Genomic DNA, 8,687 nt, shown 5'->3' on the forward strand with positions numbered 1-8,687 from the left:
CAAATGAAACCTGTTTTTCTAACACTTCATTATATCATATTTTTAGTGATTATCGATAAGGAAATCCATACAAAAACAAGACAGACAAATGTCCATCTTGTTTTTCATCTTGATTATCTTATTCATAGCGAAGAGCTTCGATCGGATCTAGCTTAGAAGCTTTATTGGCTGGTAGAACACCAAATATCATACCGATGCCAGCTGAGACCGCTAAACTAAAGAGAGCGATTGGGATAGATACTCCAACTTCGATTCCTGCAATCAAGTTTTGAAGAAGAACACCTGCAAGCATGGTCACCCCTGCAGCAAGCAGAAGACCGATGACCCCACCTAATAAGGTTAAAATCATGGATTCAATCAAGAATTGAACCAGGATATTAGCCCGTGTTGCTCCTAGTGCTTTACGTAGACCAATCTCACGGGTACGCTCTGTCACCGAAACAAGCATAATGTTCATAACACCAGTACCACCAACAAAGAGAGAAATCCCCGCAATAGCACTAATAATCGTTGTTATGAAGCCAAAAAGTTGTTGAACTTCTTGGAAGGCAGCAGACGAATCTCCTATCTGATACTCACCTTGTTGGAGCCCTGCAATCTCCGTCATTCTTCTAGCCAATTCTGGACCTAAAGTCTGGGTCAAGCTCGTATCGTTAACGCGAAAGACAATATTTGAAATCTCATCCGTGTTAAAATTTGCCGCAAGAGAAATATTAGTCGTAATGGGTAGTCCTCCGACACCAAAGGCTTTTGCAGCCTTAGCTTCTTTACTTGCATAAACACCAATAACACGGTAACTGATTTCATTTACTTCAACAATCTGATTGAGAGCTTCTTGTGCTGAACCAAAAAGGCTATTGGCAAGTTCTTCATCTAAAATGATCACGTTTGCAAAATCCTTATAATCTTGTGCTCTAAGACTTCGACCTGCAATGATTTCATTTTCGACCGCATCCATATAAGTGACATTCCCACCAGTCATGTTAGCGTGTTCCACCTTTTTATCCTTATAGGTCAAGGTCACATTGGCTGAGTTGGTCACATAGTAACTATCCACTCCCTTGAGCTTAGCAGCTTCCTTAACCCAAGCTTCTTGTGGTTTTGGTGGTTCAACAAAAACATCTTCCTCTTTACCAGACAGGGTTAGAGCAGATTGCTTCTGGGTAAAGGAACCGTCCTTACTTTTAGTAGGTGAGAAAAATACATGGATGTCTTTCTGGGACTTGGTCATATTTTTATTGACCTGACGAGACATGGAATCTCCCAAAGCCATGATAACTACAACAGAGGAAACACCGATGATAATACCGATCATGGTCAAGAAGGAGCGCATCTTGTGAGCCATGATAGATGAAAAGGCAAATTTAAGATTCTGCATCTTAGTTTTCCTCCTTTTCTACTTGAGCACTATCAGACGAAATAACACCATCACGGATGACAATCTGACGTTTAGCATAAGCAGCAATTTCAGGCTCATGCGTTACCATAATAATTGTTTTTCCTTCTTTGTTTAATTCAACCAAGAGTTGCATAATCTGGTTTCCTGTTTTAGTATCAAGGGCTCCAGTAGGCTCATCTGCCAAGATAATCGAAGGATTGTTAACAAGTGCACGCGCTATGGCAACTCTTTGCTTCTGACCACCTGACAACTCCGAAGGTAAGTGATGGCTACGCTCAGTCAACTCAACCTTTTCCAGATACTCTTCTGCTAATTTGCGACGTTTTGAAGCACCAACTCCTGCATAAATCAGAGGAAGTTCGACATTTTGGAGGGCATTCATTTTAGACAAGAGAAAGAATTGTTGAAAGACGAAGCCGATTTCCTGATTTCGAACCTTGGCTAATTGTTTTTCACCCAGACCAGCTACTTCTTTTCCATCTAGAAAATACTGACCACTTGTAGGAGTATCCAACATCCCAATGGTGTTCATGAGGGTGGACTTACCAGAACCAGATGGTCCCATGATAGCTACAAATTCACCCTCTTGAACTTCTAGGTTAATGTTTTTAAGGACTTGAAGTTCTTGGTCACCATTTCGATAGCTACGGCAGATATTTTTGAGGCTAATTAGTTGCTTCATCAGTCTTCACCTCTTTCCCTTCTTCTAAGGAAGCTGTCGGATTACTGATGACTTTTGCTCCATCTGTCAAACCAGATGTGATTTCTTGGTTTTCTGCGTCCGCATTGCCCAATCCAACTTCAACTTTTTTGGCCTTTTGATTTTCATCAAGAATCCAAACATAGTTTTTGTCTTCTTCCATAACTACACTCGAAATTGGAACGATCAAGGCCTTGCTCTTATTCTTGACTTCAACACTAACAGTAAATCCTTGCTTCAAATCTCCAATTTCCCCTGTAACATCGATGGTATACGGATATTTAGAACCTGTATTTGAACCAGCTAAGCTACTGCTTGCTTCACTACTGTTCTTTGGATAATTTGAAATATAGCTAATCTTACCATTCCAAGTTTTATCTGGGTAAACCTTTGAAGTAAAGGTAACTTCTTGGCCTACAGAAAGATTGGCAAGGTTGTACTCAGAAAGCTCGCCCTTGACCTGCAAATTGTCGTTACTAACGATATGCACCAAGACTTGGCTATTTCCTGTTGGAGATTTTGAAACATTACGATTTACCTCAACAACTGTACCTTCTACAGTACTCAAAACTGTAGCGGCATCCAACTGAGCCTGGGCTTTTTCAAGTTGTGCCGCTGCGTCTGCACGAACATCACGGGCATCACTGATTTGTGAATCAATAGAAGCTGTAGCTGATGTAGAAGATTGCGCTTGGGCTTGGTCCGTAGCGCCTTCAATCCCTGCTTGAGGGAGCACAGGTGTTGCTGCAGCAGTATTTCGAGCCTCATTCAATTCATTGATATGACGGTCAGCTTTAGCAACTGCACGACTGGCAGCATCATAGGCAGCCTGAGCTTCTGTACTACTATACTTAACAAGGGCTTGGCCTTCACTTACCTTATCTCCGACAGAGACCGAAACCTCATCCAAGTCACCTTTACTAGCATCATAATAAACATATTGTTCTTTTTGAGCAGTTATACTACCCGATAGAAGAACCGATGAAGCAACCGTTCCCTCTTTTGCTACAGCGATTTTAGCAGGTTCGTCAATTGTTGCATTTTTGTTTGGTTGTCTAAATAGGAGAATAGCTCCAGCACCAATTACGAGGGCTGTTGCAACCCCAATAGCAGTATATAAAGGCCATTTCTTGGCTGTTTTCTTTCTTTTCATAAGAACTCCTTCTTTACAAATATATATTAAGATTATAGCACAAGTCTCAAAAATGGACAATTTCTTTCTAACAATCCAAATTTATTTGTAAGATCCTTTTATTGTTGTATTAGTTATATAATACACTTTCTTTTTTATTTTTGCAAGCATTTTCTTAAAATTTTTAAGCGTAGCAGATTTTTGCATTGACCTCCAAAAAAAGATAGAATATGACTAGAAAACAACAAAGGAGCTTTCTATGAGAGAATACGATATTATCACCATTGGAGGAGGTAGCGGGGGTATTGCTACCATGAATCGTGCTGGCGAACATGGTGCTAAAGCTGCAGTTATTGAGGAAAAGAAATTAGGTGGCACTTGTGTCAACCTCGGATGTGTCCCTAAAAAAATCATGTGGTATGGAGCCCAAATTGCAGAGAGTATCCACAAATATGGACCTGACTATGGATTCACAAATACTGGTAACGAATTTGATTATGCAACTCTTCGTAAGAATCGTGAAGCCTATATTGACCGTGCTCGCTCGTCTTATGATGGAAGCTTCAAGCGTAATGGAGTTGATTTGATTGAAGGACGTGCCGAGTTTGTCGATGCTCATACTGTCAGCGTTAATGGCGAATTGCTCCACGCTAAGCATATCGTGATTGCGACTGGAGCTCATCCTCATATCCCTGCTATTCCTGGTGCTGAACTAGGTGGTAGCTCAGATGATGTCTTCGCCTGGGAAGAGTTGCCTGAATCGGTAGCTATTCTAGGTGCTGGTTACATTGCTGTCGAATTGGCTGGTGTACTCCATACACTTGGTGTTCAGACAGATTTATTTGTCCGTCGTGAACGTCCACTACGTGGATTTGATAGCTATATCGTTGAGAGTCTAGTTCAGGAAATGGAAAATACAGGACTAAATCTCCACACACATAAGGTTCCTGCTAAACTTGAAGAAACTGAACAAGGTATTACCATTCATTTCGAAGATGGCAGCACTCATACTGCCAGTCAAGTTATCTGGGCAACTGGTCGCCATCCAAATGTTGAAGGACTTCAACTCGAAAAAGCTGGTGTTACCCTCAATGAACGCGGCTTTATCCAGGTTGATGAATACCAAAATACTGTCGTTGAAGGTATCTACGCTCTTGGAGATGTCACAGGTGAAAAGGAACTAACTCCTGTTGCTATCAAGGCTGGTCGTACCCTATCCGAAAGACTTTTCAACGGTAAAACCAATGCTAAAATGGACTACACGACTATTCCAACTGTAGTTTTCTCACACCCAGCAATCGGAACGGTCGGTCTGACTGAGGAAGAAGCTGTCAAAGAGTACGGCCAAGAAAACGTTAAAGTCTATACTTCAAAATTTGCATCTATGTATTCTGCCGTTACTAGTCACCGTCAAGAAGCTCGCTTCAAGCTCGTAACAGCTGGTGCAGACGAAAAGGTAGTTGGCCTTCATGGAATCGGCTATGGAGTTGACGAAATGATTCAAGGTTTCGCAGTTGCTATCAAGATGGGAGCTACAAAAGCTGACTTTGATGCTACTGTCGCTATCCACCCAACTGGCTCAGAAGAATTTGTGACCATGCGTTAATAATTTTAAATGAGACCATATCGGTCATTCAGATTGAAGAAAAAGCCTATTTAGGACCATTTTCTTCAATCTTTTTCTTTTACTAGAGAAAATTAAGAAACTCTTTCCCATCAGGATTCCTAAGGTTTATTCACCATATGGTAGCCAAGCTCTATAAGGGTACTTTTTAAATTACCGATATAGTTTGTTTTAGTTTTGAGAGACTATCTCAGTCTCTTTTCATTTTGGATAAATGACATAAGATATCTTGATAATCGTATAAAATCTGAGGGAAACTCGGATATTTTAAAAGGAATAATACAGTGGAGAACCTTGAAACTTTCACATTATACACTGTTTTTCAAAAAAAGCCCCTCAATCGAGGAGCTTGTTTAGTTGATAAACTATAAGTTGAGATTATTTTTCTTTCTTGCGATAGCTAAACAATCCAGCATTTAGAGTCAATACTCCAAATAGTGTAGTGAGAATTGAGCTATTTTCACCAGTATTGGGTAAAGTTTTAGTTGTTTTCTCTCCACCTTCTCCCTTAGTTTTCAATGGTTTGGATTGTGGTTGTGTCCCATCTGCACCATTGCTGTTTTGCGTAGGGATTGTTGAGTTTTCACTACCTGCAACTGGCGTTTGGATACTACCGCCATTGTGATTTACTGACAGATTTTTGAAAGTCATAGCATAGATACTAAAGTGATTGGTTTCGAAAGTTACCTTATCCGCATCTTGCTTGAAGTCTAATGCTTGCAAAACGCCATCTGGAGAAACATAGTAGATATTTTCAACTGGCTTTTCTGCAGAAAGGCTCACTAGAACCATGCCATTTGGCTGGACAGCCTTGCCATTTGCGTCGTATAGACGAATATCGTAGGCCTTGTAGTTTTTCGCCTCAAGTGAATTTGACTTAGTTTCTTCTACCTTGATGTAGCTGACGTTTTTGAGTGTTTCCTCTGAAGCACGTACTTGAACACTTCCAATTTCATTCGCAAGGATTCGGCTAGTGCTTGGAGTAACTGGTTTCTCTGGCTTAGCAGGTTGTGGTTGATCTGGAACAGCTGGTGTAACTGGTTTTGGTGTCTCTGAAGGCTTAGGTGCCGGTTTTACTTCTGGTTTTGGTGTCTCTGAAGGTTTAGTTTCAGGTTTTACTTCTGGTTTTGGTGTCTCTGAAGGTTTAGTTTCAGGTTTTACTTCTGGTTTTGAAGTATCAGAAGGTTTAGTTTCCGGCTTAACTTCTGGTTTCGGTGTCTCTGATGGTTTAGGTTCCGGTTTAACCTCTGGTTTTGAAGTATCAGAAGGCTTAGGTTCTGGCTTAACTTCTGGTTTCGGTGTCTCTGATGGTTTAGGTTCCGGCTTAACTTCTGGTTTTGAAGTATCAGAAGGTTTAGGTTCTGGCTTAACCTCTGGTTTTGAAGCATCAGAAGGCTTTGGTTCCGGCTTAACTTCTGGTTTCGGAGTCTCTGAAGGTTTAGGTTCTGGCTTAACTTCTGGTTTTGGAGTATCAGAAGGCTGAGGTTCTGGCTTAACCTCTGGCTTCGGTGTCTCTGATGGTTTAGTTTCTGGTTTTACTTCTGGTTTTGAAGTATCAGAAGGCTTAGTTTCCGGCTTAACTTCTGGTTTTGAAGTATCAGAAGGTTTGGCATCCGCATTTACCTTCTTATAGTGTAGAAACATGTAACGTTCATCCAAAGTACCACCAAAATATGTACTCATTATCCTGTAGTCCACTTTATAACCAGGCATCCAGCTATAATACGAAACCACCTCATAGCCATCAATATTTTTATGGATATTAATAGTTTCTCCAGGGTTTAAAACTCCATATTCTCGAGATATCTCCTTTCCCGTATCTGCATCGAAATAATCGATACGGTATTTGAGGGGCTCCTGCTTTTCTTCATCTTTTGGCGCTGGTTTTGGGGTTTCTGAAGGCTTGGCATCCGCCTTTACCTTCTTATAATCTAGAAACATGTAACGTTCAAACGTTTGACCACCAAAATATCTATTCATTATCCTGTAGTCCACATTATATCCAGGCATCCAGCTATCATTCGAAACTACCTCATAGCCATCGATATTTTTATGGATATTAACAATTTCACCAGGATTTAATACTCCATATTCTCGAGATATCTCCTCTCCCGTCTCTGCATCGAAATATTCGATACGATAGTTGATGGGCTCTTGTTTTTCGTCAGCTTTTGGCGTTGGTTCTGGTTTAACTTCTGGTTTTGGTGTCTCTGAAGGCTTCGTTTCCGGTTTTACTTCTGGTTTCGGAGTCTCTGAAGGCTTGGCATCCGAATTTACCTTCTTATATTCTAGAAACATATATCGATATCCAGACGAAGACCCAAAATATCTATCCATTAACCGGTAGTCCACATTATAACTAGACATCCAACGACGATTCGTAACTACCTCATAGCCATCAATATTTTTATCGATATTGATAGTTTCACCAGGGTTTAAAACTCCAATTTCTCGAGATAGCCTCTCTCCCGTATCTGCATCGAAATAATCGATACGATATTTGATGGGCTCTTGATTTTCCTCAGCTTTTGGTGCTGGTTTCTCCGTAGGTTGAGATGGTTTTTCCGGTCGATAATAACTATAACTAACTGAAATATGATCGCTTTCTACACCGTCAACAACAGCAGGATAAAAGTTGAATTTCTCGTAAGGTACAGTTTCTCCAGGTTTATAATGATTACCAGTAGTTGCTCCAAATCTTCCCTCTTCGTATCTAGAATCCGTTATATCTTCCAAAATATAGCCATCTATCTCACCCTTAGGTAAAGTAAAACTCTCACCTGGCTTAATAGTGACTGTTATGCCTCGTTTTCCATCATCAATGGAATGATAGTGACGATGAAGAGGGCGTGTACCATCGGGCCAAATTTTAGGAGTTTCAGTATAGCTAAAGTTAATATGAAGAGTCCGTTCGCTCCTATTAGGCTTCTCTAGCGGAAGTGTCTCATATTCAAGCCGATAATGTGCTATGATTGTATCGCCTTCTTTGGTGAGAGTAAACATCCCATATTTCAATGAATCATATACTTGACGAGGTTTAGATCCAACTGTCTTCCCATAATAATTTAGTTTATCATAACTAATATTCAGAATTTTGGGGTCAGATCTTTCAAGCCTATAGCCTTCAAATCTTGGAGCATCAATTGTTAAATCTTCACCAAAGTTAACATTTCCTGTCAACGTTTTAGTAGGTTCTACTTTCTCCCCAGTCCTTATATCCTTAAAATCTAGTTCAATCACATATCGGATAGGAAGATGCTTTTCTTCATTTAAGGTTGCATCTTCCCTTGGGGCATCAGATGGCTGAGTCTCGGCTGCGTTTGCTGTTGACTTAGCTTCAGGTTTCGCTTCTTCAGTCGGTTTAACCTCTGGTTTTTCTGAATCACTTGGTTTGCCATTTTCTACTGGTTTTGAAGCTGTATTTGGCTGTTCTGCCACATGTGTGTCTGCCTGAGCTGTAAAAGCTGGCACTACCCCCAACACCGCAACCGCAAAGGTTGCAATACCGAGTTTAACAAGTTTATTTGTTTTCATAATTTCCTCCTTAGGAATGTAGAATTACTTTTTAGGTGTGTAAATACTACAAAAATCCTATTTTTTTGATATTAGTGCTTCGAACAATTCACCTCAACCACTTGAGCGACAAGGGTTTTGGTGTATCGCCTAAGGACCGTTAAACGATACACTAAAAAAACAAAAAAATACAGGCTCTATAATTTCTGTAGTGGGTAAAACCACCATAGGAATTATGGAGCCTATTTTGTTGTAGAAAAAAAGTCCCATAAGACCTATAATGAAAAGTGACCAAACCATCATTAGAAAGAATCTTATG

5 protein-coding genes are annotated in these 8,687 nt (G+C 40.3%); 1 reads left to right on the forward strand and 4 read right to left on the reverse strand.

What is annotated here, in order from left to right; genetic code table 11:
- Nucleotides 1-118 precede the first annotated feature (118 nt).
- From QM887_RS01970 to QM887_RS01980, 3 genes are read right to left on the reverse strand one after another with little or no spacing between them, the layout of a single operon-like run.
- Nucleotides 119-1,378 carry an ABC transporter permease gene (locus QM887_RS01970; protein ID WP_414270255.1) on the reverse strand — a complete coding sequence of 420 codons (1,260 nt, stop codon included), beginning with the start codon at nucleotides 1,376-1,378 and terminating at the stop codon, nucleotides 119-121.
- A gap of 1 nt (nucleotide 1,379) precedes the next feature.
- Nucleotides 1,380-2,081 carry an ABC transporter ATP-binding protein gene (locus QM887_RS01975; RefSeq protein WP_075231921.1) on the reverse strand — a complete coding sequence of 234 codons (702 nt, stop codon included), beginning with the start codon at nucleotides 2,079-2,081 and terminating at the stop codon, nucleotides 1,380-1,382.
- The gene (locus tag QM887_RS01980; protein WP_414270256.1) at nucleotides 2,065-3,252 is read right to left on the reverse strand and encodes an efflux RND transporter periplasmic adaptor subunit; all 1,188 of its coding nucleotides are present in this window, start codon (nucleotides 3,250-3,252) and stop codon (nucleotides 2,065-2,067) included. Before QM887_RS01980 ends, QM887_RS01975 begins: the two co-directional genes overlap by 17 nt.
- A 238-nt stretch (nucleotides 3,253-3,490) precedes the next feature.
- Here QM887_RS01980 and gor point away from each other — a divergent pair, with 238 nt between their 5' ends.
- A complete protein-coding gene (gor, locus tag QM887_RS01985; protein ID WP_414270257.1) occupies nucleotides 3,491-4,837 on the forward strand; it encodes a glutathione-disulfide reductase in 1,347 nt (448 codons plus the stop codon).
- 396 nt (nucleotides 4,838-5,233) lie between these two features.
- Here the strand turns inward: gor and QM887_RS01990 are convergent, their stop codons facing one another.
- Complete coding sequence (locus QM887_RS01990) at nucleotides 5,234-8,389, reverse strand: LPXTG cell wall anchor domain-containing protein (RefSeq protein WP_414270258.1); 3,156 nt, start codon at nucleotides 8,387-8,389, stop codon at nucleotides 5,234-5,236.
- Nucleotides 8,390-8,687: the final 298 nt, after the last annotated feature.

Origin of the sequence: Streptococcus infantis (genome assembly GCF_047460875.1) — a bacterium.
Lineage (GTDB): Bacteria > Bacillota > Bacilli > Lactobacillales > Streptococcaceae > Streptococcus > Streptococcus infantis_AA.

Coding starts and splice junctions, on each gene's coding strand:
- QM887_RS01970 (WP_414270255.1), bottom strand. CDS start 1,378: ATGCAGAATCTTAAATTTGCCTTTTCATCTATCATGGCTCACAAGATG.
- QM887_RS01975 (WP_075231921.1), bottom strand. CDS start 2,081: ATGAAGCAACTAATTAGCCTCAAAAATATCTGCCGTAGCTATCGAAAT.
- QM887_RS01980 (WP_414270256.1), bottom strand. CDS start 3,252: ATGAAAAGAAAGAAAACAGCCAAGAAATGGCCTTTATATACTGCTATT.
- gor (WP_414270257.1), top strand. CDS start 3,491: ATGAGAGAATACGATATTATCACCATTGGAGGAGGTAGCGGGGGTATT.
- QM887_RS01990 (WP_414270258.1), bottom strand. CDS start 8,389: ATGAAAACAAATAAACTTGTTAAACTCGGTATTGCAACCTTTGCGGTT.